We start from the raw sequence: 24,029 nt of genomic DNA, 5'->3' as shown, positions 1-24,029 counted from the left end.
ATAAAAAAGCGATAAAAAGGCCAGCAAGGCCATTTTCTTGATGTTTTGCGCTACCGCCGCCAGTAAACACTGCATCTGCACTTTCGCCAGACCACGGAACCGTGCATAGCGATGGCCATGATGCTGTTTTGCGTCTGCGAAGCTGCGTTCAACCGTCTCTTTTCGTCGGTTGTAAATCTTCTTACCCCACGACAGCAGCCGCAAACCACTCACATGCTCTTTATCCTCTTCCCAGACATGCCGGGTTATCGTTTTCTTATACTGCTTGTTCTTCGTGCAGTCCTGACGTAGCGGGCAATCCTGACACACTTTAGGGTTAGATTGATAATGCCGGTAGCCCTGACGGTCTGTCGTGCTGTAAGTCAGGATTTCACCTTGGGGGCAACGATAGGTATCGGTTGTTTTATCGTAGGTAAATTGCTTCTTCTTAATCGGATTAGCGGTGACATTGGGACGACGGTAGGCAATAACCGGTGCAATTTGCCGCTCCCGGATTAAATGGCAAAGCGGTGCAGTAAAGTAGCCCGCATCCAAACCAACGGCTATCGGACTAAACTTAAAGCGCTCAAGCTGACGGTCTAATCTGGCCAGATAGGGCTGGCTATCATGCACATTCCCCGGCGTCACGAAGGTATCCGTGATGATGCCGTGGCGGCCATCCACGGTGCGATGGTCAAGGTAGAAGAAGCCCTGTGGTTTGCCTTCCCGCGTCATAAAGCCACTGTCAGGGTCGGTTGTGCTGACCTTTTGATTTTTGGTTTCGGGCTCCTTCGAGTCATCTTGCTTCAGTGGCGCTTTGCCATGGGCTAACCGGTCCTCTTCAACCGCCTTGTTGAGCTCAGCGATATACGCCGATGCACTGACCGCCACCTCTTTGTTCACCGCCTTGCGCTTATTGGCATTGGCTTTTAAATGTGTGCTGTCAGTGTAAAGCGTGTGACCACCAATCAGACGCTGCTCATACGCCTGTTCAACTATCCGGTCGAAGATACGCTGAAACACATCCGTGCCGTTAAAACGACGAATACGATTCTGGCTCAGCGTGGAGGCATCAGGCACTTTCTCGGTTAATCCCATCCGCAAAAACCAGCGATAAGCCACATTAACCTGAATTTCCTGTACCAGACGACGCTCACTGGGAATGCCAAACAGATAGCCGAGGATCATCATCTTAAACAAACGGACAGGGTCAATCGGCGGACGGCCATTATCTTTGCAGTAGAGATGTTCGACTTCAGCACGAATGAACTCGAAATCAATGGCGGCATCGACCTTGCGAACCAAATGGTTCTTCGGTACCAGCTCTTCGAGCGTGACCATTTCTAACTGATATTGTTGAGGAGAGGGAGTTTTGAGCATGTTGGTTAGCCTTCAAATCAACTAACCCTATTAGATCAAAGTCCTGGATCGGCGTCCAGGACTTTGTCAGCAGTCTGAGGCGCCGCAAGGCGCCTTTGTTTTTGCTGTTGGTGTAATGAGCTGCGGCAGTTATAGCTAAGCTCAGTGCTTAAGCCAGACCGTTAATCTCAGCCAAAGTCGCAAGCTTTTCCAGCTCCGGCCGCGCAAAGTAATAGCCCTGCAAATAACGAATACCGACAGAGGTCAGATAGTCCAACTCAGCACGGCTTTCAATGCCCTCAGCCAACACCTTGGTACCCTGCAGCTCGCACTGCTCTAGCGTACGCTCGACAATAAACTGCTTGGCCGGATTCTGTTCAATATTGCGGATCAGCTGCATATCCAATTTCAGAATATGCGGTTTTAACTCTATTAACCAATTCAGCGTGGCATAACCCGAGCCATAGTCGTCAATCGCGGTTTGAAAGCCGCGTTTGGCATAGCTTTGGAAAATCCGGTTTAAATGCGCCTTATCTGGAATTTGCTCGCCTTCGGTAACTTCAAAAATCAGCTTGGTTAAATCAAAACCGTAGGTATCCGCCGCTTCAATGGTGGCTTTGATACAGGTTTCCGGGTTATACACCGCATTGGGTAAAAAATTGATATTTAAAAAGGTTTTACAGCCTAACCTCGCTGCCGTTTCGATTGCTTTTACCCGACAAGCCTGATCAAAGTAGTATTTATTATCGTCATTAATATGCTGAAATACCCAGCCGGCACCTTCGCCATTTGGCCCACGAACCAGCGCCTCATAAGCAATAATGGTTTTCTCATGCCAATCTATGATTGGCTGAAACGCCATGCGGATCTGAAAGCCCAGATCCTGGCCACTCAGGCAGTCACTGCAGGTTTGTTGTTTAATATTTGCCGGAAACTGCATCTTATCAGGGTCTCTGCTGTCCGTTTTGATTAGTTTTACCAGAAAAAACTAACCGGCGCTTGTTTTTCAGGCAGTTTTTCGGCTGGCCGCTTAAATATTCGGCTCAGCACCCAAACGTAACGCCAGGGCATAATACTCGGCCAGCACCTGAAAGGCGGCGGCCGCCGTACTACCAAAGGTGACCACACCGTCTTCATGGCCGGCCATAGTAAAAATACGCTGCTGCACGACCGCGGTTTCCACAAATAGCCGGCCAACCTCTGTCGCCATGGCCACAGTACCATAAGGGATGTCGGCCCGGGTTTGTGGTAAATTCAGACGATCGGCATAGTGCCAGATCGCCGGGCAATGTGCATGGATCACAAAATGAATATTTTGCTCCAGTAAATACAGCTGACCATGGGTCATAGCCTCGGAGGAAGGCTTACAGGGCCCGAGTGCCTCAATACGTTTAAGTTCAGGCTGACACTGGCTAACTAACGCATAGTCTGCCGCTGTTAACACCTTTTTACCACCGGTTTGGGTGCCACTGATAATAAACTGTGCCGACTGCCCCAGCCGTTGGCTGATATTACCAAAACCATAGTTGTCATAACGTGCCGGATGCTGACCCAGCATGCCCAGCTGCACGCAAAGGGTGCGCCAGGCATTGATTTCAGCAATGTTAACCGCCGGCGGCAGTGCCATCGGCTGATAACTTAACTGAAATTTTATAACCCCTTCCTGCTCCGCCATCGTATAACCCGCGTCACCTTATTTTCGACATTATAAAAGGCCGTGCTGGCTTACCCCAGCCGCATAGCAGGCCAAAACTGGCAGGAAATGACTGGCAATGTATAATACGGTCAGCTTTTGTCAGGCTGCGGCTGACAACATTAAGGGCAAAGATGAAATATAAAGATTTACGCGACTTTATTGTACAACTGGAGCAGCGCGGTGAACTGGTGCGGATCAGTCAACCGGTGGATCCGGTATTAGAGATGACCGAAATTGCCGATCGCACCCTGCGTGGCGGTGGTCCTGCGCTGCTGTTTGAAAAGCCGAAAGGCTTTAACACCCCGGTACTGGTTAATCTTTTCGGTACCCCAAAGCGGGTAGCGCTGGGTATGGGCCAGGAAGAGGTATCGGCGCTGCGCGAAGTTGGAAAACTCCTGGCATTTCTCAAAGAACCTGAGCCACCAAAAGGTTTAAAAGACGCCTTTAGTAAGCTGCCAATCTTTAAGCAAGTGCTGAATATGTCACCCAAGCAAGTAAAAAAAGCCGCTTGTCAGCAAGTGGTTCTGAGCGGTGACCAGGTGGATCTTACAAAGTTGCCGGTAATGACCTGTTGGCCCGGTGATGCTGCACCGCTGATCACCTGGGGTTTAACGGTCACTAAAGGCCCGCATAAAGAGCGGCAAAACCTCGGCATTTATCGCCAACAGGTACTGGGAAAGAATAAAGTGATTATGCGCTGGCTATCGCATCGCGGCGGTGCACTGGACTTTTTTGAATGGCAAAAAGCGCATCCGGGGCAGCGTTTTCCGGTAGCTGTGGCTTTAGGCGCTGATCCGGCAACCATTTTAGGTGCCGTGACACCGGTACCGGATACCTTATCGGAGTATGGCTTTGCCGGCTTACTGCGTGGCGATAATACCGAAGTGGTGAAATGCGTCAGTAACGATCTGCAGGTACCTGCCAGTGCCGAATTTGTGCTGGAGGGCTATATCGAGCCGGGTGAACTGGCGCCTGAGGGGCCTTATGGCGATCATACCGGCTACTACAATGAGGTTGATAACTTCCCGGTGTTTACCGTGACCCATATTACCCACCGTGAAGATCCGATCTACCACAGTACCTATACTGGCCGGCCACCAGACGAACCTGCCGTGCTGGGTGTGGCGCTGAACGAAGTCTTTGTGCCGATTTTACAAAAGCAATTTCCGGAAATTACCGATTTCTACCTGCCACCTGAAGGCTGCTCGTACCGGCTGGCGGTGGTGACGATGAAAAAGCAATATCCGGGACATGCGAAACGGGTAATGATGGGTGTTTGGTCCTTTCTACGCCAGTTTATGTATACCAAGTTTGTGATTGTTTGTGATGATGATATCAATGCCCGCGACTGGAAGGATGTAATCTGGGCGATGACCACCCGGATGGATCCGGCGCGGGATACCACGCTGGTGGAAAATACCCCTATTGATTATCTCGACTTTGCGTCACCGGTATCCGGTTTAGGTTCAAAAATGGGGATGGATGCCACCAATAAATGGCCAGGCGAAACTAACCGTGAGTGGGGCGAGCCTATCGTCATGGATCCGGCGATTAAACAGCGCATTGATGCCTTATGGCCGTCATTGGGTATCACTTTACCAGAGCAAAAAACATGAGCTATCAGGTACGGATCCTACCGGCAAAACTAACCTTTGAGGTCGCACAAGGTGAGAGTATCCTCGCCGCTGCCTTGCGGCAGGGTATCGATTTCCCGCACCGTTGCCGCCAGGGTGTCTGTACCAGTTGCGTGTGTAAACTGCGCAGTGGTAGTGTCAGTTACGCCGACCCTAACCCATTAACCGAAACCGATCGCCAGCAGCAATTTGTGTATTGCTGTCTGGCGACTGCAGACTCTGATTTAGAGCTGCACCATCCTTTTATCCGCGGTTAGTTGCCGCCAGAACCATTGAGAGCTTTATGAACACCATTTCTTGCCAGGTTATTGCTATTAGCGCTCTGACACCGGTGGTCAGCAAAGTATTGCTGCAACCGGCGCAGCCAACGAGCTATACGCCTGGTCAGTATTTACAGCTGTGTCTGACTGAAAATGACAAAAGACCTTTTTCGATTGCCAGCATTCCTGCACAAGATCTGCTTGAACTGCATATCGGCGCGCCAGCAGGCGATAACTGGTCCAGCGCTGCGCTACAGCATTTACAGCAAGCGTTTGCGCAGGGCTTATCGGTACAGGTTGAAGTCGGCTTAGGTCATGCCGGTTGGCGTCAGGACAGCGCGCGACCAGTCATCCTGTTAGCCGGTGGCACGGGTTTCTCTTATGTGCACAGTATTGCTATGGCACTGGCCGCAGCGTCACAGGATAAACCGGTATTTTTATACTGGGGGGTACGGCAGGAAGATGCCTTGTATTATCAGGCCGAGCTGCAACAATGGGCTGCGGCAAATGCTAATTACCGCTTTATCCCGGTAGTACAAGAGCCTGGCGCCAACTGGCAGGGCCGTAGCGGCCTGGTACATGAAGCTGTGTTACAGGACTTTGTCTCACTGGAAGCTTACGATATCTATATCGCCGGTCCCTTTGCCATGGCTGGGGTAGCGCGCGAAGCCTTTGCCGAGCAAGGTGCACATCGCGAACAGATGTTTGCCGATGCTTTTGCTTATATCTGAGTCAACCTGCGGGTCAATCTGCCTGCAGCTATAAGGATGTCAGTCCATTCTGCAACAGCAGCCGTTGTGCCGGGTCATGGTATTAGCAATGCTTTTATGCCAGAATCAGAGTAATTACACTAAAGGAAAACTGTTATGCAACATAAAACCCTGATTAAGGTTCGCGGCTACCATTTAGATATCTATCAGCATGTCAATAACGCCCGCTATCTGGAATTTCTGGAAGAAGCGCGCTGGGGCTATCTGGAAGATAGCGGCGATATCGAATGGTTTGCCAAGCACGGCCTGGCCTGGGTCATTGTGAATATCAATATTAACTACCGGGTCGCGGCAACCATGGGCCAGACGCTGGAAGTCTTTACCCGCTTTAGCAAAATTGGCAGTAAAAGTGCAGTCGTGTCGCAGGAAGTGCGGATCGCGGGCACTGAGGCCGTTGCCGCTGATGCTCAGGTAACCTTTGTTTGTCTGGATCAGAAAACCGGCAAAGCAGTGCCGATTGAAGGTGAGTTACGCGAGCGCTTAAGCCAGCATCTAAGTGAATAGTTAATCCAGATGCGTCAGTACTTCAGCCCAGGCTGCCAGTTTGTCGGTGCGGGAGACAGACGCATGTGCCGGACTGGTCGATGGCAGGTTGAGCAGTATGGGGATTGGCTGTGTTTGCAGGCTGGGTAATACCATTTTGCGGAAACTCTGCGCTGCCTTAGCACCGTTAAAGGCCAGTGCCCGGATGCCGGGTTGTTGTTGTAGCAGGCTGGCGAAATCATTGGGCTGTTCCGCGCGGATCGTACTGTCGAGACTGCCCTGACGCTCACAACTCTGCAGCACATCCCACAGACCAATACCTCGCGCTCTTAATTGCGTCAGACGCTCGGGATAAGGTAAATCGGCGGCAAAACCAAACAACTGCCCCATAATAGGCCAAAATGCATTGCGTGGATGAGCGTAGTATTGCTGAGCCGCCAGCGAGGCGGCACCCGGCATACTGCCGAGCACCAACAAACGGCTGTCAGGCGCGATAACCGCCGCTAAGCTGGTCAGGCGCGCTGCCATAACTCGGGTTGATATTGCCGCACCTTTTGCCAGGCCAGCGTGGCTTGCTCTTTATCGCCTTCCTGCTCCGCCAGATAGGCCAAAACCGCATACAGATAGCCATTCGTTGGGTGATCCCGAAGCCAGTGTTGTACCGCCTTGCGTAACTTCAGCACCGAGCGACCAAGCGGAATTTGCCGCAGATAAGGCCAGGCTGCGGGTAAATCCTGTAGTGTCAGTGCCTGTACCAGCTTCTGCTCGGCTTGTTCGTTCAGACCTTGCTGCGCCAGCGCCCAGGCCTGTCCCAAAATTGCCGCCGCCGATTTACGCTCTTTCGCCGGTAAATTCTGCCAGTAGTCCGCCTGCTCGGAAAACCCTTGTAAACTAAGCTGGCTGATCGCCGCCGGATAAATCGCAAAACGGCGTTGCTGCCAGCTATCTTTACTAAACCAGCGCTCACTGATCGCCTGCGGTACTGTTTCTAACAAGCGCTGCCATTGCCCGGCTTGTTGCAGCGCCTGCAGGTACAGCTGTCCCAGGGCCGGATCCTGCTTCGCCTGCGACAAATGCTGTGCCAGTATCCGGCACGCCTCACCGGCCTGCCCTTGCTGTAACAGTAAATCGGCCTGCACAAAGGCGCTATTCGACTCACTGCTCTCCAGCGTATGCGCTAAGGTACCGGCTTGTTCTGTTTTACCGGCATAAAAACTGGCGTAGCTGGCCAACATCCGCTTTTCGGTGCTAAAACTGGGGTCCTGCAATGCTAATTGCAACTGCTCGCTGGCTTGTTGCCATTGCTGACGGGCATAGGCCTGCAAGCCGAGTGCAAAGGCCGCACGGGCTTTACGTTGCCGGCGTAGCCGGAAAAAACTAAATGACCATTTTTGCCAGCGCGCCAGATGGCGCAATATCGCAAACAACAAGGCGCCAGCCAGTAACAGCAAGCCAAGCGCAATCACTAATCCGAGTAGCGTCATTTCAATGCTATAGCCAGCGACAATCAGTTTGATATAGCCAGGGTTGTTAATCAGCAGCGGCCCCAGCAACATCGCCAGCACCAGCAGCAAGGTTAACAGTAACAGCTTGCTCATAACGCCTCCTCAGAGAGCAAGGCTAACTGCCGTTCCAACTGCGCCGGACTTTGCAATACCGGTAGCTCGACCTTAGTCAGTGCCAGCTGGCTTAGCTGTACCAATGCTGTTGCGGCTTGCTGCACCGACGCAGCATCGTCCGCAAAATAGCGTTGTAACAGATCGGCGGCCTGTTGCACTGCCCGGCTGAATACCTCAGCTTCGCGTTGTAACAATGCCTGCTCCGCCAGCAATAGCTGTTGCTGCAAGGTCAGCCGCAGCTGTAACTGCTGCTCGGCCGTCAGGTTTATAAAATCCTCGGCCACGGCCGGGCGCACCTGAAATAACTTGCTCCAGCTTTGTTGCCAATACGCCGCCAGATTCTGCCGCCAGTTTGCCAGCTCAGCGTCAACCACCGGCTCGGTGACCAACGCCTGCTCCTGTTGTTTTAGCGGTAAGCGCAGGCTCTGCTGCCGTAACTGGGCCAGTTGCAGATGGACCTGACTATAATCGGGCAAACTGAGCTGCTTAAGCGCAGCCAGGTCATCGCGAATACTTTGCCGGACGTTTAACAGCGCCGGGTTATCCAGCCGTGCCAGCTGGGCATCGGCCTGTTGTAATAGCATGCGGGCACTGGGCAGATCCTGCTGCAATACCAGATTATAACTGGCGCGCTTTAACAGGTAGGCCACTTCGGCCAGTTGCCAGTGCTGTGGTGGGGCACCGTCTTTTTCCTGCAGCTGCTGACGCAGTAGCGCAAGCTGATGCTGTAACTGATTATTCAGTTCGGCCTGACTGGTCTGCTGTCGCTGCTGCCAGCTTTGCCATTGTTGTTCGACAGTACCGAGTTGCTGGCTTTGCTGTTCCGCAACTTGGGCCAGCGTTTGCGCCAGCTGTTGTTCCAGTTGTTGCACGCTACGCTGGCTTTGGCTAAGTTGTTGCTGCAGGCCCTGCCATTGTGGCCATAGCCACCAGCCTGCCGCTGCCATGCCCCCACCGGTCAGTAACACCAGTAGCAAAGCCAGAGCTGCCACGCCACTGCCGGTGGAGCCAGCGGGCTCATTTTCAGTCTCGGCCAGCTGGGCTTTTAACTCCGCCAGAGGTGCATCACTGTCAGTACTGCTTGGCTTCTGCTCACTCATAACAAGTCCTTCTTAAACTGCTGTATCGCCTCTAATAAGGCGTCGTCATTGGCACTTTGCGCCAGTTGAATGCGCTCTGCGGCAATCCCAAGCGACAGAGCACTATCGCGTGCCCTTGGGCTAACCAGGATCCAACCCAGCTGACAAAGCCAGCTCTGCTGAGTCGCCGGCACTAAATCAAAAATGCGTTGTAAAATTTCATTACTGGTTGCTACCACACAGCGGATACCTTGCTGCTGCCATTGCTGGCACAGCGTCGCACCATCTAACGGCAGAGGGATCCGGCTATAGCTTTGTACATAACGCACCAGGGCGCCGCGCTGACTTAAACTTTGTTTTATCAGCTCACGCCCGGCATTACCGCGCACCACCACGACCTGCAAGCCGGCGACATCCTGTAATTCGGGCAAACCGAGCAAGCCTTCGCTGCGCTGATCTTGTGGCACCAGCACATTGCGGCCGGTCCAACGGGTTAAGGCGGCGGCGGTGGTTTCACCTACCGCCAGTAAAGGCGCGCTCAGTTCGCTTGGATCGAGTTGCTGTTCCAGTGCATGTACCGCACTTAAACTGACAAACACCAGCAAGTCTGCTTGTTTTAGTAAGCGCAGATCTTTGGCTTTTAACTGTACCATCTGGGTAGTAATCACCGGCTGGTACAGATAGGGCACGCCGCTATCATCCAGGGCTTCCAGCAGATGATCCGCTTTGCCGGCCGGCCGGGTGATTAAAAACATGGTGGTTAGCTGCCCTGATACACAGCAGTTAAAATCTTACCGGCGCCCGCAGCGAGCAGCCGCTCAGCCAGTTGCTGCCCCAGCGCTTCAGCGCTGCTGGCCGGCCCCTGCACTTGATCGCGGATAATTTCGCTGCCATCGAGGGAACCCACCAGACCGCGCAGCGTGATTTGCTCACCGTGCTGGGTGGCAAAGGCACCAATCGGCACCTGACAGCCGCCCTGCAGGCGGCGGTTCATTGCCCGCTCGGCCAGCACACAATTGCGGGTGATACCATGCTCCAGCGGCGCCAATAACGCCTGCACCCGCTGGTCGCTGGTGCGGCATTCAATACCCACGGCACCCTGACCATTAGCCGGTAAACTCTGCTCTACCGGCAGATAGCCCGCGATGCGCTCAGCAAAACCCAGCCGCAGCAAGCCGGCCGCCGCCAGAATAATGGCTGCGAACTCACCGTTATCCAGCTTGGCCAGCCGGGTATTCACATTGCCGCGCAAGTCCCGCACCTGTAAGTCGGGACGTAGCGCTTTTAACTGACATTGCCGGCGCAAACTTGAAGTACCGACAACCGCACCTGGCGGTAACTCGGCGATAGCACGGAATTGATTGGAGACAAAGGCATCGCGCGGATCTTCACGCTCGCAAATGGTGCTTAGCATCAACCCATCCGGGAACTCCACCGGTACGTCTTTCATACTGTGCACGGCGATATCGGCGCGGTCTTCCAGCATCGCGGTTTCCAGCTCTTTCACAAACAAACCTTTACCGCCAATTTTGGCCAGTGGCGTATCGAGAATCTTATCGCCCTGGGTCGACATCGGCACCAGCTCTACCGTTAACTCCGGGTGGTGCTTTAATAATTCGGCTTTTACAAACTCAGCCTGCCACAGCGCCAGCGCGCTTTTCCGGGTGGCAATACGGATCCTCTGCATCAGAGCTCCTCAGCATGTTGCAGCAGCCGGCTTTGTAAGAAGCGGCTGATTTCATCAATTTCCTGCGCGCAAACACTGTGCGGCATCCGGTAATCCTGCCAACTGACTTTAAAGCCAGCCGCTTTAAAGGTTTGATACGCTTGCTGACCCGCGGCCAGCGGCACCACCGGATCCTGAGTACCATGCCCGATAAATACCGGGGTCGCTTTGTTATGGCTCAACATTTCAGCACTCAGCTTGTCCGGGCAGGCCATATAGGTGGATAAGGCTATAAAACCGGCCAGCTTATAGGGTAAGCGCGGTAATAAATGTAGCGTAATGACGCCACCCTGGCTAAAACCAGCCAGTACAATGCGCTCACTCGGGATGCCATCGGCAATCAGCTTGTCCAGTAAGGCGGTCACGGCTGCAGCCGATTGCCGCACCCCTTCTTCGTCGGCGCGATTGGTTAAGTCCATGGTTTTAATATCGTACCAGGCGCGCATCCGCATGCCGCCATTGACGGTAACCGGCATTTCCGGCGCATGTGGGAAAATAAAGCGGATACCGGCCGCTGCCGGTAACCGTAGCTCCGGCACTATGGGCGCAAAACCATGGCCGGAATCCCCCAGGCCATGCAACCAGACGACTACGGCTTTCGTTTCGCCCTGTGGTTTCACATCAACAAAAGGAAGTAACGCCATTATGCTGTACCCAACGCGATCGGATAACCGGCTTGCTTACTGGCCGCATCATTAATCAGTTGCCAGAATTCGCTACCGCTGCGGTTATCAATCCACTGGCCATTACGCAGTTCAAAATGGTGGCCGTTAAACTTGGTCGCAACCCAAACCTGCTGCAGTGGTGGCTGCTTGTTGATAATGATTTTACTGCGGTCGGCAAAGGTGATCGCTAACAAGCCACCGTTCGACTCGTAATCCAGATCAAGCTCCTGCCGCTCTATGCTCTCTTCGACGGCCAGTAGTAACTGATCCGTTAATTCCTCATATTCTAGGTCATTCATCTGCTTCACCTGTTTGCTTTTACTGCTAAGGATGCGATTATAGAGCGTCGATTAATTAATGAAATAAAAACCATGCACGCTCAGCGAATTTCGCGCTTACTGCGCCTGTTAACCGGCGCGTTGCTGGCCACAGTATTGCTTAGTGCTTGTGGTCAGAAAGGTCCGCTTACCTTACCACAGGCCGAGCCGGAAGTGGCAGCGCCGCCACCGCAAAAGATTACCGAAGACACTGAATCACAGGGGTAAGCAGATTGGATTACTTTAGTTATCAGGGCAATAGCTTATTTGCCGAACAGGTGGCACTGGCCGATATCGCCAGCCAATATGGCACACCGACCTATGTTTATTCCCGCGCCACTATAGAGCGCCATTACCGTGCCTTTGCCGATGCCGCGGCGGCGCATCCGCACAGCCTGGTCTGTTATGCGGTGAAAGCCAATAGCAACCTGGCGGTATTGAACCTGCTGGCCCGCCTGGGCAGTGGCTTTGATTTGGTATCCGGCGGCGAACTGCGCCGGGTGATTGCCGCCGGTGGCGATCCGGCGAAGGTGGTGTTCTCTGGTGTCGGTAAAACTGCCGAAGAAATGCACTTTGCGCTGCAATTGGGCATTAAGTGTTTTAACGTCGAATCGGTCAGCGAGCTGCACCGCTTGCAGGACGTTGCCAAGGCGCTGGGCAAAAAAGCACCGGTTTCACTGCGGGTTAACCCGGATATTGATGCCAAAACGCATCCTTATATCTCTACCGGGCTAAAAGCCAATAAATTTGGCATTGATATCCTGCTGGCAGCGGATATTTACCGCGCGGCACGTGAATTGAGCCATATCGAACTGGTTGGTGTCGACTGCCATATCGGTTCACAACTGACCGAAACCCAACCCTTCCTTGATGCGCTGGAAAAACTGCTGGCCCTGATTGAAGCCCTGAAAGCGGATGGCATTGAGCTGAAGCATATCGATATCGGTGGTGGCCTGGGCGTAACCTATGATCAGGAGGTACCACCGTCGCCGGCTGACTATATCAGCAAGGTGGTGGAACGTTTAAAAGCCTATCCACAGCTGGAGCTGATTATGGAGCCGGGCCGGGCCATTATGGCCAATGCCGGTATCCTGCTGACTAAGGTCGAGTTTTTAAAGCCTGGCCAGGAAAAGCACTTTGCCATTGTTGATGCAGCGATGAATGATTTAATCCGGCCGGCTTTGTATAGCGCCTGGATGAATATCGTGCCGGTGGTACTGAATAACAGCTTGCCGCGGCAGAACTATGATGTGGTTGGCCCGGTGTGCGAAACCGGCGACTTCCTCGGTAAAGATCGGGAATTGGCGATTGCCGAAGGTGATTTACTGGCAGTTCGCTCTGCTGGCGCCTATGGTTTTACCATGAGCTCTAACTACAACAGCCGGCCGCGCGCCGCTGAAGTGATGGTAGACGGCCAGCACTGTCATCTGATCCGCCAGCGTGAGCAATGGCAGGATCTGTGGCGTGGTGAGCAGGTGATCAGCAGTTAATCTTAAGGGCGCTATGTTACTTAACTTCAGCAAGATGCACGGTCTGGGCAATGATTTTATGATGGTAGATGCCGTCAGCCAGAACATTTTCCTGACCAAGGAGCAGATCAAGCAGTTGGCCGATCGCAACTTTGGCGTGGGTTTTGACCAGCTGTTAATGGTCGAGCCGCCTTATGATCCGGACCTGGACTTTCACTACCGCATTTTTAACGCCGACGGCTCCGAGGTTGAGCAATGCGGTAATGGTGCCCGTTGTTTTGCGAAATTTGTGCGCTATCGTGGCCTGACCAATAAAACCAAGATCAATGTCAGCACCAAGTCTGGCAAGATCACGCTTTATGTCGAGCAGGATGGTCAGGTGACCGTCAATATGGGCGTGCCACAACTGGAACCAGCACGGGTGCCTTTTAAAGCACAAAAGCAGGAAGCGACCTATATTTTACTGAGCGAACAGCAAACCGTATTCTGCGGCGTGGTGTCGATGGGTAATCCGCATGCGGTGCTGGACGTGCCGGATCTCGATGCAGCGCCTGTGCGCACTCTAGGGCCGGAACTGGAGTTGCACGAGCGGTTTCCGGAAAAAGCCAATATTGGCTTTATGCAGGTGCTCAATCCGCAGCATATTAAACTGCGGGTATGGGAGCGCGGAGCCGGCGAAACGCTGGCCTGTGGCACCGGTGCCTGCGCGGCAGTGGTGGTTGGCCAGTTACAAAAGAAACTCGCGCAACAAGTACGGGTGGATTTACCGGGCGGTAGCCTGCAGATCCGCTGGAATGGACCTGGCCAACCGGTAAAAATGACCGGCCCGGCTGAACATGTTTTTGATGGACAACTGACGTTATGACCGACACCCTGATAAAAAGCCAGGAACTGGTTGCTGCTTCGGTAGTGGCTGATTATCTGCAACAACACCCGGACTTCTTCCAGCATTATCCGGAGCTGCTGCCATTGTTACGCCTGCCGCATCAGCAGCGCGGCACGGTATCGCTGGTCGAGCGCCAGCTGGAGCTGCAACGCGAAAAAATCCACCTGTTACAGGAAGATATTACCCGTTTAATGTCGGTAGCCCGCCAGAACGAACATATTTTTCTGGCGTTAAATGCCTTGCATATCGCGGTGCATCAGGCCAAGAGTCTCACTGATGTGCAACAGGCATTACAGGCCTTTGCCGATGCTATGCCGCAGGTGAAATATTGCCGTTTGCTCGGGCTGGAGCAGCCAGGTGCTGATCTGAGCCCCTATCAGCTGCTGCTAAGCCGTCGTCTGCAACAACAGCCGGTATATCTGGGCCGGCTGAATAAAGAAGAACAGCATGATATCTTCCCGGCCAAGGTGCATTCAGTGGCCTTGCTGCGGATTGACCAGCAAGACACGCCACTGGCGATCCTGGCCTTTGGCAGCGAGCTGGATGATCATTTCCAGCCCGAGATGGATGTATTATTCCTGCGCCACCTGGTGACCTTACTGGCACTGGTGCTGCCTGCTTATGTCAACGCCTGAGCTACCGCTGCACTGGGCTGAACCGGTGCAGCAGTTTCTCAACTACCTGAAGCACGAACGTGGCTATAGCCCGCAAACGCTGAGCAGCTATCAGCAGCAACTGACAAAACTGGGCCTTGCGCTGCACGTTGAAGCAGCCAGCTGGTTTGTGCTCAGTGAACAACAATTGCAGCGACAGTTTTTACGCTTCCGCAAAAGCGGCCTAAGTGCCCGCTCACTGAGTCTGGCGGCCTCAGCACTGCGCAGTTTTTACCGCTACGGTATCAGCCAGCAGTGGCTAAGCCAGAACCCGGCCGATTATCTCAAGCTGCCGAAACCAGACAAAACCCTGCCCAAACAGCTGGAAATTGAACAAATCAGCCAGTTGCTGAGCTTTGCCAGCCACGACGATATTCTGGCCTGTCGCGATAAAGCGATGCTGGAGCTGTTTTATTCTTCCGGCTTGCGGCTGACCGAGCTGGTTGCACTGAATTTGCCGGATTTACAACTGAGCGAAGCCTTAGTGCGGGTTACCGGTAAGGGCAATAAGCAACGCCAGTTACCAGTTGGCCGGATGGCGCGCTCGGCGCTGCGCGAATGGCTGGTGCAGCGCCCGGCGCTGTTAGGTGCAGATACGCCAGTCACCGATCAACAGGCACTGTTCTTAAGTATCGAGCGGCAGCGTATTTCACCGCGCCAAGTCAGAGAACGGGTTTTACACTGGGCTAAACAACAAGGCTTGGGGCAACAGTTACATCCGCATATGCTGCGTCACTCTTTTGCCAGCCACTTATTGCAATCCAGTGGCGACCTGCGCGGCGTACAAGAGCTATTGGGCCATGCCAATCTCAGCACCACCCAGGTGTATACCCACCTGGATTTTCAGCATCTGGCCAAGGTTTATGATAGCGCCCATCCTAGGGCGCGTAAAAAAGACAAAACTTAGTCACATTTCATATTTGGGAATACGTAGATAAGTTCACCTCTGTCGTTATAATAATATACTGTGCACGCACCTGCTCCGCCTGCATTTGTAGGTGAACTAATTTGTTCAGGATTGATTGGCGCACCACCAGGACCATTTCGAAATGAACCAGACAATTTAGCCAACGCAGAAATAAGTGCCTCTTTAGCGCAGGCACTTAGAAACCCTGTAGAAGAACCCATACCATGAGAACCACCAGCCATTAATGAATCAAGTAGTAAGCCCTCGATATACGTTTGTTTGGGATTAAGAACAACAGAAATATTCCCCTGCGCATCCGGTGTTACTGACCACGCAACTTCATTACCTGGCCCTGGTATATAATCGTTATAGTAGGCCACCCGCTTCGTTGCGCCACCTACGCTCCGCTCCCATTGGACATTAAAGCCGACGTTATTTTTACCAAACTGGGCCCCAAGAGCCGTAATACGTATAGTTTCGAATGCCCCCTGAACGCTACCATAACGCCCTGTCGCAACAGCACTATTAAACTGACGTTGTATATCATACTGAAGTGATGACCGACTCTGCTCCGATAACGCCGCGTCTATCGCTTTACGAACTGGAGAGTCTATCGGACAAGCACTGCCACCCGCACCGCCGCTAACCATGGTTATATACTCTTGTGAGTTAACAGCAATTCCATCAGGCAATGTTGCTTGATCTGCTAAAGATTGTAACAAACTCCGATATGATCTAACACTTTGCGAAAACTCAGCTAACACTTGTCGATAAGTGTTTGTTACTGCGATACTTTGCACATGCAACTGTAAATAGCCAAGCTCCAGTCCTTGATTCGTATGGTAATGATTAAAACCATAACTTTGCCCCGTAGCTAAATTAACAACATAGACATCCACAGCATTACTGTAACAAGCCCTATTACCTCTATCATAGTATTCATCTCTGGGAGTTTCACACCATATTCCCTTACTGGCGCGCTCCCTTACCAAAACTTCAGCTTGTGCCTGCGAGCAATTTTCACAAGCTATCGCTTGTTCAGCAACCACCTCATACGACGCTATACCCAAGAACAATATAATTGCAGAAAAAACTTTCATCTTTAAAATCCCTTAGAATCCCGTAAAATCCCTTAAAATCCGAGAGGGTCGGATTATATGGATAAACATAAATCAAGCAATCCATAAACATCCTGATTGCACAATCCAACAGCTAATGCTGATTAAATAACAACTATTTGATTAAATTGAATACAAAACCAATGCAATGCTATAAAGCCCTCCAGCCAATTTCGGTGTTGTCTTTCGATTTAGACGATACCCTGTACAACAACAAACCGGTGATTGCTACCGCCGAAGCCGCCATGCTGCAAAGTCTGGCACTGCATGCCCCGCTCACCCGCGGTTACGACAGTGATTTTTGGTGGCAGCAACGCCGTTTACTGGCTAAGGCCACACCGGAGATCCGCCATGATTTAGGCCGTTGGCGTCTACTGGGTATTGAAGCCGGTTTAGTCAGTTTAGGCTTAAGCCAGTGTGAGGCGGGTGAGATTGCCGAGGTGGCTTATACCGCTTTTTGGCAGGAACGTACGAATATCAAGATCAAGCCGGAAGTCAAAGCGCTGCTAACGGCGCTGGCCAGCCGTTATCAACTGATTGCGATCACCAATGGCAATGCCTGTATTCAAAAAATGGGTTTGGGCGAGTTATTTGAGTTTAGTCTGCAAGCCGGCCCGGATGGCCGGATGAAACCCTACGCCGATTTATTTCTTACCGCCGCCAGCCGGTTACAGACCGCGCCGCAGCGTATTCTGCATATCGGCGACAGCCACCGTGCCGATGTGATGGGCGCGCTAAATGCCGGTTGCCAGGCCGCCTGGTTGGATCATTATCAACAGCAAGTTGCAGTATTACCACATATCAGGCTGACAGAGCTCAACCTACTAAAAGCCTTGCTGTAGGAGCTTGCTATAATGCAAGCTCGTTGGCAGAGAGAGAACTGTGGCCTTAATCTATTTGTCTGCAAGTCATCTTAACAGTACATCGCAACATTTCTGCTTCTCCCTTGCATTCTGTTGATTGTGAGCAGCGGTAGGTTGTACCAATAGCAAAGGCCATTTCAAGAAAATTGCGCAAGGCCATGTTGTTTTGGTCTCCCCAGTTATGCGTTAAATCAACATAGAGTAGCCCTTGCTCAGGTTCATGCTGCACTCTGCCATCAGCGTCTTCATAAATATTTTCGGCAGTTAGCATCATTACCTTGTAAGCGCCTTCGTTAATTTTTCTCATTGAGAAAAGCGATGGCTTGCGTAATTGTGAAGCATGGCCTTGCTGAAAGTCCGCCGCATTCCGACTATCTCTAGCTAAGTTTTGGTACAAATTTACCGCTGCATCAGCACCATGTAAAATGCGTTCAACTCGTCTTATGCCACCACCACTATTTCCTTGTACCGACACATCAGTACTTGAGTTATCTGACATGCTCGTTTCAGTGCTACCACCACCAATTGAATAAATCTCACTGCAACCATAATCATAACAACACACTTCTACCCTTGGATCACACTGTTCCATAACCTTTTCATACAAGCGGTTTTCTAGTAGTGCATTCCTAAAAGCCCATAACCCCTCTTGCATCACGTCAGTATCAGATACCGGACAGTTAACTAAGCAATTAATAACAAAATCGTAGTGTGCATACACTAATTGTCCGGTGGTGCGAGATCTAACACGGGATATATGCACCTGTTGTTCGGTACTAAAGGCGTCCAAAAAGTATGCCGTAACCTTATCATAATGATAGTGACTGCACTGTTGGCTGTACTGTTTGTTGTCATCAAAACATGGATCTGAAACTGCTTTGGCAACAAAAGCCATGGTAAGAAGACAGCAGAGCGCAACAGCACTTAAATATTTGAAAATGAACTTCATTTACATCACTCCGTGATTTAATCTATTGACTTTACAAGATCTTAAAACAATATCTTGTAAAAAATTTATAACAAAAGACAAGACAAGACAAGACAAGATGTTTTTTAAACACCAATCATTGCATTTAAGTAAAAAACAAACAAAAACAATCATTTAAAGCAATATACCTTACTACTCACTGATAACCTCTCCATCCGTGTTCGCCACTTTACTTGGCGCTGCGCTGCTGGCTGTTATAATGCCCCGATACGAAGTAAACGAGGCCAACTAATGGATGTTTCTTACCTGCTGGACGGGCTAAATGATAAACAACGCGATGCGGTAGCGGCACCCCCGCAACATATGCTGGTACTGGCCGGAGCCGGTAGTGGTAAAACCCGGGTGCTGGTGCATCGCTTAGCCTGGTTAATGCAGGTAGAGCGGGTTGCGCCCTACAGTTTGCTGGCCGTCACCTTTACCAATAAAGCGGCGCAGGAAATGCGCGCCCGGATTGAAAGCACCATTGGCGTCAGCCTGAATAATCTGTGGATGGGTACCTTTCATGGCCTGTCGCATCGTATGCTGCGCGCCCATTATCAGGAAGCCGGTTTACCGCAAGGCTTTCAGATCATCGATTCTGACGACCAGTTACGGCTGGTGAAGCGGGTATTAAAAGCGCTGAATCTGGATGAAAAACACTGGCCAGCCAAACAGCTGCAGTGGTTTATCAATGCCCGTAAAGATGAAGGCCAACGTCCGGGTATGCTGGACGCCGGTGGCGATTACAGCCTGGCGCAAATGATTAAGATCTATGCCGCGTATCAGGAAATGTGTGATCGCGCCGGTCTGGTCGATTTTGCCGAAATCTTGCTGCGTAGCTTTGAACTGTTAAAACAGAATGCCGAGGTACGCGGCCACTATCAGCAGCGTTTCCGCCATATTCTGGTCGATGAGTTTCAGGATACCAACGCCATTCAATACCAGTGGCTGCGATTGCTGGCCGGCAGCAGTGCTAAGGTCATGATTGTCGGTGACGATGATCAGTCGATCTACGGTTGGCGCGGCGCCCGCGTTGAGAATATCCAGCAGTTTTTAAAAGATTTTGACGGGGCGGATACCATCCGCCTGGAGCAAAACTACCGCTCCACTGCAACAATTTTGAAAGCTGCCAATGCGGTGATCAGCAATAACCAAAGCCGGCTTGGCAAAGATCTGTGGACCGACGGTAGCGAAGGCGAAAGTATTTCGCTGTATACCGCCTTTAACGAACTGGATGAAGCCCGCTTTATCGTCAGCCGCATCCGCGACTGGCATAGCAAGGGTAATCCGCTGACCGACACTGCTATTCTGTATCGCAATAACGCCCAGTCGCGGGTGTTGGAAGAAGCGTTAATTCAGGATGGTTTACATTATCGCATCTATGGCGGCCTGCGCTTCTATGAACGGCAGGAAATTAAAGATGCGCTGTCTTATCTGCGGCTGATTAACAATCGTCAGGATGACGCGGCGCTGGAGCGGATTATCAATACGCCGGCCCGCGGTATCGGTGATACCACCCTGGATAAAGTTCGGCAGCAAGCGCGCGCGCAGGGCCAGACGCTGTGGCAGGCATTAGAGCAACTCTTGCAGGAAAAACAGCTTAGTGGCCGTGCGGCGAATGCTATCGCGCAATTTATGCAGTTAATTGGCCAGTTGGATGCTGAGCTGACCGAGCTGCCATTGCACGAGCAAGCCGAACATGTGATCAAACAATCCGGGCTCTATGCCATGTATCAGGCGGAAAAAGGCGAGAAAGCCCAAACCCGGATTGAAAACTTAAACGAGCTAATCACCGCCTGCCAGAACTTCTACAGCCCACTGCTGGAAGAAATGAGCCCGCTGTCGGCGTTTTTATCTCAGGCGGCGCTGGAAGCGGGTGAATATCAGGCGGAAGAGCATTCCGATGCCGTGCAGCTGATGACATTGCACACCGCCAAAGGCCTGGAATTCCCGTTGGTATTTGTGTGTGGCCTCGAGGAAGGGCTGTTCCCCAGCCAGCAAAGTGGCGATGATCCGATAAGGCTGGAGGAAGAGCGACGCCTTTGTTATGTCGGCATGACCCGCGCCATGCAAAAGTTGTATTTATGCCATGCCCAAAGCCGCCGTTTATACGGCCAGGAGCAATATCCGAAACCCTCGCGCTTTTTACGCGAGTTACCGGCCGAGTGTGTAGAAGAAATCCGTTTAACCACGCAGGTTAGCCGGCCGCTGGTTAATAACCGCTTTAGCGGTGCCGCCAGCCATAGCGCCTTTGAAAACACCGGCTTTAAGCTCGGGCAACGGGTACTGCATGAAAAGTTTGGCGAAGGTACTGTCCTTAATTACGAAGGCAGCGGCCCGCAATCGCGCATTCAGGTCAACTTTGATCAGTTGGGCAGTAAATGGCTGATGACCGCATACGCCCGGCTGGAAGCAATCTAAATGCGACTGCAGCAGCTCGGCCAGTTGTTACAGCAGGCCGCTGCACAGCGGGTACGGCTGCCAGTCTGGTTGCAAGGTGAGCCTGCCGCCTTATTAAACTTTGCCAACCAATTGCTGGCGCAGTTTGCGCCAGAGCGTTGTTGGTGGCTGGGGAGTGAGGCTCCGGAGCAGTGCACAGCGCTTAAGCAGGCGAAAGCGCATCAGTTGCTGGGCACCGAATGTGACTGGTTGGTGATTAACGCCTGTAGCGGCTTTAACGGCGATCAGATCGCCGCCGCCAGTGGCGCCTTAAAAGCCGGTGGCTTGTGGCTGCTGCTGACACCGCCTACCGACAGCTGGCTGGCGCAGCCCAATCCGGACCATCAGCCGTTATTATCCTACCCACTGACACCGCCGGCTGGCGCGCAAGGCTTTACTGCTTTTTGGCTCAAAACCTTACAACAAGCCAATCTGCTGCACGCCCAACTGGCGGCAGATGGTGAGATTAAGATCCTGCAACAACCGATTTTTCCCCCGCTAGCCGTGGCGGCTGAGTGTCAGCCGCCTTTTAAAACTGCCGGGCAGCAGACAGCCGTGGCGGCTATTGTAAAGGTAGTAACAGGCCATCGCCGTCGCCCGCTGGTATTAACCGCCGATCGCGGCTGTGGTAAGTCGGCTGCGCTGGGGCTGGCCGCAGCAGAGCTGGCTAAGCAGGGAAAACAACGCATCCTGATCACGGCGCCCTCCCAGCTTCAGGCCAGTGTTGCCCTTACGCACTTCGTCAGCGAGATCCAGCAAGCGCAACAAAAAGCACTGCAGTTTATCGCGATTGACCAGTTATTGGCTGAGCTGCCAGTCGCTGATCTGGTGCTGGTGGATGAAGCTGCAGCCCTGCCGGCCCCGCAATTACAACAGCTGGTTAATCACTATAGCCGCTTGGTGTTTGCCAGCACCGAGCATGGTTACGAAGGCACAGGCCGGGGTTTTCAGTTAAGGTTTCAGCCTTATTTAGCGCAACAATGTCCTGACTGGCGGCAGCTACGCTTAACCGAGCCAATCCGCTATCAAGCACAAGATCCGCTGGAACAGTTAATCCGGCACAGCTTTCTGCTAAAACTGGACTTGCCCGATCCAGCATACGACAGTACTCAAGCTGTGCTGTTAAAGCATTATCAACATCACGACTGGCTGGCCGAGCCAGAAAAGCTGCAGCAGGTCTTTGCTTTGCTCAGCTTTGCCCACTATCAAACCCAGGTTAAAGATTTACTGGCGTTATTAGAAAATGCTGCTCTCGCGGTGTATACGCTGGAGCAAAACGGCCAATTACTTGGCTGTATGTTGCTTAGCAGCGAAGGCGAGTTTAGCGCCGAACTGGCAGAGCAGATCTATCAGGGCAAGCGGCGGGTACAGGGGCATCTGCTGGCGCAAAGTCTGGCCTTTCATCTTGCCGAGCCCGGATTGGCGTGCCTAAAACTAGCGCGCATTATGCGCATCGCCATAGTGCCCGGCTTACAACAGCTGGGGCTGGGTAGCCAGCTACTGCAATTGGTCAGTGATGAACTTAGCCGCCGTGGTTATCATTATCTTGGTAGTAGCTTTGGCGCCACGCCGAGCTTATTAGGTTTTTGGCAGCGCAATGCTTTTTTGCCAATCCGCCTCGGTCAACAACTGGATAAAGCCAGCGCCGAACCTTCTGTACTGGTATGTAAAGCCTTACAGGGTGACACTGCTACGGTCAGCCGTCTGGCTGAACATTTCTCGCAGCAACTGTATCTGGAGCTCAGCGAATACCCGTCGGATCTGCAACCTGCATTAATGCTGCAGCTGGTTAAACCGCCACTGCGTATCCTTAGCCCTTTTGAGCGACAGCAACTTAGCTTGTTTGCCAACGGGCAACGACCTTATGAACTGGTGGCAACCTTGCTGGTCTATTGGTTTAACCAGCACCGGTTACAGTTAGATCCGCTGGCAACTGCTGTCTTTATCGCCCGTTGCTGGCAAAGACAGCCCTGGTCACTGCTTGCCAAGCGGTTTCAACTCGCCGGTAAAGCCGCCATTATTAAACTGATGCAGCAAAGCGTCGCCAAACATCATTAAACAGCGCAGAAATAGTGGGGCTGGCTGCCGAAAGCTGGTACAGTCAGGAAAATTTGCGGAGACCTTATGCTTAGTCTGTTATCGTTATTACTTGCCACCAGTCAGCCGAGCCTGGAACACCTTAGCCAGTCCGAGCGCAGCCTGCTCCAGGCCGCCTTGGCAGCGCAGCAAGCTCATAGCGTGCTCAGCGTGCAATATGAAGCATGCCAATCACAACGCGACTACCGTCAGGCCGGTTTACCGGATTTGCAGCTGTTACGCGCGGCGATCGAGGCCAAACTGCAGCTACCATATCAGAATTTCCTGTTCGCCAGCCGGCAAGCCGGTGACTGGCAACGCCTACAACCGCGTGACCCTCTGCAAGCTGGCAGCTGTGATGAATTTAACCGCTATCGGGAGAATCTGGATCAGTACGAGTTACAGCTGTTTGCGTTGGAGATCGCCGAACCACTGGCAAGCAGTTTAACTGCCAACCAGAACGAAGCTGCAAGCGCACAGCAGTTGCTGTTATTACGTGGCTATTTGCAACGCTCCAGCAGTGTCGCCATCGCCCGGGTATTCGACCGCAACCAACTAAATGCGATCGAACAGGCCAATTTTCTGCATCCCGACTATCAGAGTCGTTACATCTTCCGGCTGGAGCAGGGCTGGCGTAGCGTCATGCCAGTCTATATGGGTATGCATAGCCAATTTAATGAACAGGATATCGCCAAACAAGCCAGTGAATGGCTGATCTTTCTCGATACCCAAAAGCAATTTATCGCCGCCAGGCCATTAACAGAGGTATCGGCATTGCTCGCAGAGCTTGGGCCTGCCGAATGGACTTTTGATCTTAATGGCAATTTGATCCGCAAATAGTTACTGCTGCGGATCTTTGTCGCTTTTGCGAAGTCGGCGACAGCTGGCTCTCTGTTAGTAACTTCTTGTATTCCTTGGTTAGTCTTTTTTATCACTATCGCAGGATGACTCCGGTACGGCGAGCGTAGCGGTGTCTGAGTGTGGTGTAAGCGTTTGCTTCGTGCAGGGCGTGCGTAGTCGTAGTGCGGTGTGTCATTGATGGCACGGATATCGCTCGCTGTGAT

The 24,029-nt window shown here is 52.3% G+C and carries 25 protein-coding genes; 13 read left to right on the top strand and 12 right to left on the bottom strand.

Features of this window, described 5'->3' with window-relative positions; translation table 11 throughout:
- The 3 genes from AJE_RS09380 to AJE_RS09370 form a co-directional block, all read right to left on the bottom strand.
- Nucleotides 1-1,359 (bottom strand): IS1182 family transposase (locus AJE_RS09380; protein ID WP_008950654.1); only part of this gene is annotated, 1,359 nt, incomplete at its 3' end.
- 148 nt (nucleotides 1,360-1,507) lie between these two features.
- A complete protein-coding gene (locus tag AJE_RS09375; RefSeq protein WP_008950653.1) occupies nucleotides 1,508-2,278 on the bottom strand; it encodes an EAL domain-containing protein in 771 nt (256 codons plus the stop codon).
- Between the two features lie 90 nt (nucleotides 2,279-2,368).
- On the bottom strand, nucleotides 2,369-3,013 hold the full coding sequence (locus AJE_RS09370; protein ID WP_008950652.1) for a class II aldolase/adducin family protein: 645 nt from the start codon (nucleotides 3,011-3,013) through the stop codon (nucleotides 2,369-2,371).
- Nucleotides 3,014-3,165: 152 nt separating this feature from the next.
- On the opposite strand from AJE_RS09370, the gene ubiD reads away from it, so the two are divergent.
- The 4 genes from ubiD to AJE_RS09350 all read left to right on the top strand — a co-directional run bounded on the left by ubiD (nucleotide 3,166) and on the right by AJE_RS09350 (nucleotide 6,202).
- On the top strand, nucleotides 3,166-4,650 hold the full coding sequence (gene ubiD, locus AJE_RS09365) for a 4-hydroxy-3-polyprenylbenzoate decarboxylase (protein WP_008950651.1): 1,485 nt from the start codon (nucleotides 3,166-3,168) through the stop codon (nucleotides 4,648-4,650).
- A complete protein-coding gene (locus tag AJE_RS09360; protein WP_008609776.1) occupies nucleotides 4,647-4,925 on the top strand; it encodes a 2Fe-2S iron-sulfur cluster-binding protein in 279 nt (92 codons plus the stop codon). The genes ubiD and AJE_RS09360 overlap by 4 nt, the downstream gene beginning before the upstream one ends.
- A 26-nt stretch (nucleotides 4,926-4,951) precedes the next feature.
- Nucleotides 4,952-5,659 carry an NAD(P)H-flavin reductase gene (fre, locus tag AJE_RS09355; protein ID WP_008950650.1) on the top strand — a complete coding sequence of 236 codons (708 nt, stop codon included), beginning with the start codon at nucleotides 4,952-4,954 and terminating at the stop codon, nucleotides 5,657-5,659.
- Between the two features lie 135 nt (nucleotides 5,660-5,794).
- On the top strand, nucleotides 5,795-6,202 hold the full coding sequence (locus tag AJE_RS09350; RefSeq protein WP_008609781.1) for an acyl-CoA thioesterase: 408 nt from the start codon (nucleotides 5,795-5,797) through the stop codon (nucleotides 6,200-6,202).
- On the opposite strand, the gene AJE_RS09345 is transcribed toward AJE_RS09350, so the two are convergent.
- From AJE_RS09345 to cyaY, 7 genes are read right to left on the bottom strand one after another with little or no spacing between them, the layout of a single operon-like run.
- Nucleotides 6,203-6,709 (bottom strand): DNA-deoxyinosine glycosylase, encoded by a 507-nt coding sequence (locus AJE_RS09345; protein WP_008950649.1) that lies wholly within the window; start codon nucleotides 6,707-6,709, stop codon nucleotides 6,203-6,205.
- Nucleotides 6,694-7,779 carry a heme biosynthesis protein HemY gene (locus AJE_RS09340; protein ID WP_008950648.1) on the bottom strand — a complete coding sequence of 362 codons (1,086 nt, stop codon included), beginning with the start codon at nucleotides 7,777-7,779 and terminating at the stop codon, nucleotides 6,694-6,696. Before AJE_RS09340 ends, AJE_RS09345 begins: the two co-directional genes overlap by 16 nt.
- Nucleotides 7,776-8,900, bottom strand: a complete 1,125-nt coding sequence (locus tag AJE_RS09335) for a uroporphyrinogen-III C-methyltransferase (RefSeq protein WP_008950647.1) — start codon at nucleotides 8,898-8,900, stop codon at nucleotides 7,776-7,778. The genes AJE_RS09340 and AJE_RS09335 overlap by 4 nt, the downstream gene beginning before the upstream one ends.
- Nucleotides 8,897-9,634: a uroporphyrinogen-III synthase gene (locus AJE_RS09330; RefSeq protein WP_008950646.1), complete on the bottom strand. Its 738-nt coding sequence runs from the start codon at nucleotides 9,632-9,634 to the stop codon at nucleotides 8,897-8,899. Before AJE_RS09330 ends, AJE_RS09335 begins: the two co-directional genes overlap by 4 nt.
- A 5-nt stretch (nucleotides 9,635-9,639) precedes the next feature.
- A complete protein-coding gene (hemC, locus tag AJE_RS09325; protein WP_008950645.1) occupies nucleotides 9,640-10,566 on the bottom strand; it encodes a hydroxymethylbilane synthase in 927 nt (308 codons plus the stop codon).
- Complete coding sequence (locus AJE_RS09320; protein ID WP_008950644.1) at nucleotides 10,566-11,249, bottom strand: alpha/beta hydrolase; 684 nt, start codon at nucleotides 11,247-11,249, stop codon at nucleotides 10,566-10,568. Before AJE_RS09320 ends, hemC begins: the two co-directional genes overlap by 1 nt.
- Nucleotides 11,249-11,569 carry an iron donor protein CyaY gene (gene cyaY, locus AJE_RS09315; protein WP_008950643.1) on the bottom strand — a complete coding sequence of 107 codons (321 nt, stop codon included), beginning with the start codon at nucleotides 11,567-11,569 and terminating at the stop codon, nucleotides 11,249-11,251. Before cyaY ends, AJE_RS09320 begins: the two co-directional genes overlap by 1 nt.
- 72 nt (nucleotides 11,570-11,641) lie before the next feature.
- Between cyaY and lptM the strand changes: the two genes are divergently transcribed.
- From lptM to xerC, 5 genes are read left to right on the top strand one after another with little or no spacing between them, the layout of a single operon-like run.
- The gene (gene lptM, locus AJE_RS18170; RefSeq protein WP_008609791.1) at nucleotides 11,642-11,815 is read left to right on the top strand and encodes an LPS translocon maturation chaperone LptM; all 174 of its coding nucleotides are present in this window, start codon (nucleotides 11,642-11,644) and stop codon (nucleotides 11,813-11,815) included.
- A 5-nt stretch (nucleotides 11,816-11,820) separates the two neighbouring features.
- Complete coding sequence (lysA, locus tag AJE_RS09310; protein ID WP_008609792.1) at nucleotides 11,821-13,077, top strand: diaminopimelate decarboxylase; 1,257 nt, start codon at nucleotides 11,821-11,823, stop codon at nucleotides 13,075-13,077.
- Between the two features lie 13 nt (nucleotides 13,078-13,090).
- Entirely contained in the window at nucleotides 13,091-13,921 is an 831-nt protein-coding gene (gene dapF / locus AJE_RS09305) for a diaminopimelate epimerase (protein ID WP_008950642.1), read from the top strand.
- Nucleotides 13,918-14,577 (top strand): DUF484 family protein, encoded by a 660-nt coding sequence (locus AJE_RS09300; RefSeq protein ID WP_008950641.1) that lies wholly within the window; start codon nucleotides 13,918-13,920, stop codon nucleotides 14,575-14,577. Before dapF ends, AJE_RS09300 begins: the two co-directional genes overlap by 4 nt.
- Entirely contained in the window at nucleotides 14,564-15,502 is a 939-nt protein-coding gene (gene xerC / locus AJE_RS09295) for a tyrosine recombinase XerC (RefSeq protein WP_008950640.1), read from the top strand. The genes AJE_RS09300 and xerC overlap by 14 nt, the downstream gene beginning before the upstream one ends.
- Here the strand turns inward: xerC and AJE_RS09290 are convergent.
- The gene (locus tag AJE_RS09290; protein ID WP_039928442.1) at nucleotides 15,499-16,602 is read right to left on the bottom strand and encodes a hypothetical protein; all 1,104 of its coding nucleotides are present in this window, start codon (nucleotides 16,600-16,602) and stop codon (nucleotides 15,499-15,501) included. The two genes, xerC and AJE_RS09290, sit on opposite strands and share 4 nt — an antisense overlap.
- A gap of 194 nt (nucleotides 16,603-16,796) precedes the next feature.
- Between AJE_RS09290 and AJE_RS09285 the strand changes: the two genes are divergently transcribed.
- Complete coding sequence (locus tag AJE_RS09285; RefSeq protein ID WP_237709333.1) at nucleotides 16,797-17,462, top strand: HAD-IA family hydrolase; 666 nt, start codon at nucleotides 16,797-16,799, stop codon at nucleotides 17,460-17,462.
- Between the two features lie 46 nt (nucleotides 17,463-17,508).
- Here AJE_RS09285 and AJE_RS09280 read toward each other — a convergent pair whose 3' ends face one another.
- Nucleotides 17,509-18,432: a hypothetical protein gene (locus AJE_RS09280; protein ID WP_008950638.1), complete on the bottom strand. Its 924-nt coding sequence runs from the start codon at nucleotides 18,430-18,432 to the stop codon at nucleotides 17,509-17,511.
- Between the two features lie 270 nt (nucleotides 18,433-18,702).
- Here AJE_RS09280 and uvrD point away from each other — a divergent pair, with 270 nt between their 5' ends.
- From uvrD to AJE_RS09265, 3 genes are all read left to right on the top strand, one after another.
- On the top strand, nucleotides 18,703-20,871 hold the full coding sequence (uvrD, locus tag AJE_RS09275) for a DNA helicase II (RefSeq protein ID WP_008950637.1): 2,169 nt from the start codon (nucleotides 18,703-18,705) through the stop codon (nucleotides 20,869-20,871).
- Nucleotides 20,872-22,947: a tRNA(Met) cytidine acetyltransferase TmcA domain-containing protein gene (locus tag AJE_RS09270; protein ID WP_008950636.1), complete on the top strand. Its 2,076-nt coding sequence runs from the start codon at nucleotides 20,872-20,874 to the stop codon at nucleotides 22,945-22,947. It begins immediately after the preceding gene.
- 66 nt (nucleotides 22,948-23,013) lie between these two features.
- On the top strand, nucleotides 23,014-23,805 hold the full coding sequence (locus tag AJE_RS09265) for a hypothetical protein (RefSeq protein ID WP_008950635.1): 792 nt from the start codon (nucleotides 23,014-23,016) through the stop codon (nucleotides 23,803-23,805).
- Nucleotides 23,806-24,029 lie beyond the last annotated feature (224 nt).

The sequence above is a fragment of the Alishewanella jeotgali KCTC 22429 genome (genome assembly GCF_000245735.1).
GTDB classification, from domain to species: Bacteria; Pseudomonadota; Gammaproteobacteria; order Enterobacterales; family Alteromonadaceae; genus Alishewanella; species Alishewanella jeotgali.
Note: the sequence above shows the minus strand (reverse complement) of the source record. Positions and strands in the feature narration are given on the sequence as shown.

Coding starts and splice junctions, on each gene's coding strand:
- AJE_RS09375 (WP_008950653.1), bottom strand. CDS start 2,278: ATGCAGTTTCCGGCAAATATTAAACAACAAACCTGCAGTGACTGCCTG.
- AJE_RS09370 (WP_008950652.1), bottom strand. CDS start 3,013: ATGGCGGAGCAGGAAGGGGTTATAAAATTTCAGTTAAGTTATCAGCCG.
- ubiD (WP_008950651.1), top strand. CDS start 3,166: ATGAAATATAAAGATTTACGCGACTTTATTGTACAACTGGAGCAGCGC.
- AJE_RS09360 (WP_008609776.1), top strand. CDS start 4,647: ATGAGCTATCAGGTACGGATCCTACCGGCAAAACTAACCTTTGAGGTC.
- fre (WP_008950650.1), top strand. CDS start 4,952: ATGAACACCATTTCTTGCCAGGTTATTGCTATTAGCGCTCTGACACCG.
- AJE_RS09350 (WP_008609781.1), top strand. CDS start 5,795: ATGCAACATAAAACCCTGATTAAGGTTCGCGGCTACCATTTAGATATC.
- AJE_RS09345 (WP_008950649.1), bottom strand. CDS start 6,709: ATGGCAGCGCGCCTGACCAGCTTAGCGGCGGTTATCGCGCCTGACAGC.
- AJE_RS09340 (WP_008950648.1), bottom strand. CDS start 7,779: ATGAGCAAGCTGTTACTGTTAACCTTGCTGCTGGTGCTGGCGATGTTG.
- AJE_RS09335 (WP_008950647.1), bottom strand. CDS start 8,900: ATGAGTGAGCAGAAGCCAAGCAGTACTGACAGTGATGCACCTCTGGCG.
- AJE_RS09330 (WP_008950646.1), bottom strand. CDS start 9,634: ATGTTTTTAATCACCCGGCCGGCCGGCAAAGCGGATCATCTGCTGGAA.
- hemC (WP_008950645.1), bottom strand. CDS start 10,566: ATGCAGAGGATCCGTATTGCCACCCGGAAAAGCGCGCTGGCGCTGTGG.
- AJE_RS09320 (WP_008950644.1), bottom strand. CDS start 11,249: ATGGCGTTACTTCCTTTTGTTGATGTGAAACCACAGGGCGAAACGAAA.
- cyaY (WP_008950643.1), bottom strand. CDS start 11,569: ATGAATGACCTAGAATATGAGGAATTAACGGATCAGTTACTACTGGCC.
- lptM (WP_008609791.1), top strand. CDS start 11,642: ATGCACGCTCAGCGAATTTCGCGCTTACTGCGCCTGTTAACCGGCGCG.
- dapF (WP_008950642.1), top strand. CDS start 13,091: ATGTTACTTAACTTCAGCAAGATGCACGGTCTGGGCAATGATTTTATG.
- AJE_RS09300 (WP_008950641.1), top strand. CDS start 13,918: ATGACCGACACCCTGATAAAAAGCCAGGAACTGGTTGCTGCTTCGGTA.
- xerC (WP_008950640.1), top strand. CDS start 14,564: ATGTCAACGCCTGAGCTACCGCTGCACTGGGCTGAACCGGTGCAGCAG.
- AJE_RS09290 (WP_039928442.1), bottom strand. CDS start 16,602: ATGAAAGTTTTTTCTGCAATTATATTGTTCTTGGGTATAGCGTCGTAT.
- AJE_RS09280 (WP_008950638.1), bottom strand. CDS start 18,432: ATGAAGTTCATTTTCAAATATTTAAGTGCTGTTGCGCTCTGCTGTCTT.
- uvrD (WP_008950637.1), top strand. CDS start 18,703: ATGGATGTTTCTTACCTGCTGGACGGGCTAAATGATAAACAACGCGAT.
- AJE_RS09270 (WP_008950636.1), top strand. CDS start 20,872: ATGCGACTGCAGCAGCTCGGCCAGTTGTTACAGCAGGCCGCTGCACAG.
- AJE_RS09265 (WP_008950635.1), top strand. CDS start 23,014: ATGCTTAGTCTGTTATCGTTATTACTTGCCACCAGTCAGCCGAGCCTG.